This window comes from Streptococcus sp. 339 (assembly GCF_013277285.1).
GTDB lineage: Bacteria > Bacillota > Bacilli > Lactobacillales > Streptococcaceae > Streptococcus > Streptococcus pseudopneumoniae.
Genome location: NZ_VMMR01000125.1, coordinates 1 through 719, shown reverse-complemented (window position 1 = coordinate 719; position 719 = coordinate 1). Strand labels below are relative to the sequence as shown.

General features: G+C 37.6%; 1 pseudogene. It reads right to left on the bottom strand.

Annotation, left to right across the window (positions count from 1 at the left end):
• Nucleotides 1–178: 178 nt before the first annotated feature.
• Nucleotides 179–719 (bottom strand): annotated as a pseudogene (locus HT736_RS11235) (transposase); the annotation flags it as partial.

Here is a 719-nt window from a genome sequence, read left to right as displayed (position 1 = left end):
CAATCAAATTCATTCGTAATCCGAAGCGTTTACGATGATTTCGATAGGTTGTTGAAAATATTTTAAACGTTTTCATAGTGAAATGAAATAAGAACAGGACAAATCAATCAAGACAGTCAAATCGATTTCTAACAATGTTTTAGAAGTAGAGGTGTACTATTCTAGTTTCAATCTACTATACTTTGTCAAAAATACTCTCAACCTTGATTCTCTCCTTAGATAGCGCATGGTTACAGGCTTTCTCTTTAACTGTTAGCGGCTTGAGTTTGCTGGATTTACGTGGAGTTTGTGCTTGAGTATCTATCTTCATGATTCCTTGATAACCACTGTCAGCCAAGATTTTACCAGCTTGTCCGATATTTCTGCGACTCATTTTGAACAACTTCATATCATGACAATAGTTCACAGTGATCTCCAAAGAAACAATTCTCCCTTGACTTGTGACAATCGCTTGAGCCTTCATAGCGTGGCATTTCTTTTTACCAGAATCATTCGCTAATTGTTTTTTTAGGGCGATTGATTTTTACTTCCGTCGCATCAATCATTACCGTGTCCTCAGAACTGAGAGGAGGTCTTGAAATCGTAAAACCACTTTGAACAAGAGTTACTTCAACCCATTGACTCCGATGGGTTAAGTTGCTTTCGTGGATACCAAAATCAGCCGCAATTTGTTCATAAGTTCGATATTCTCGCACATATTGAAGTCGCCATAAGAAGGT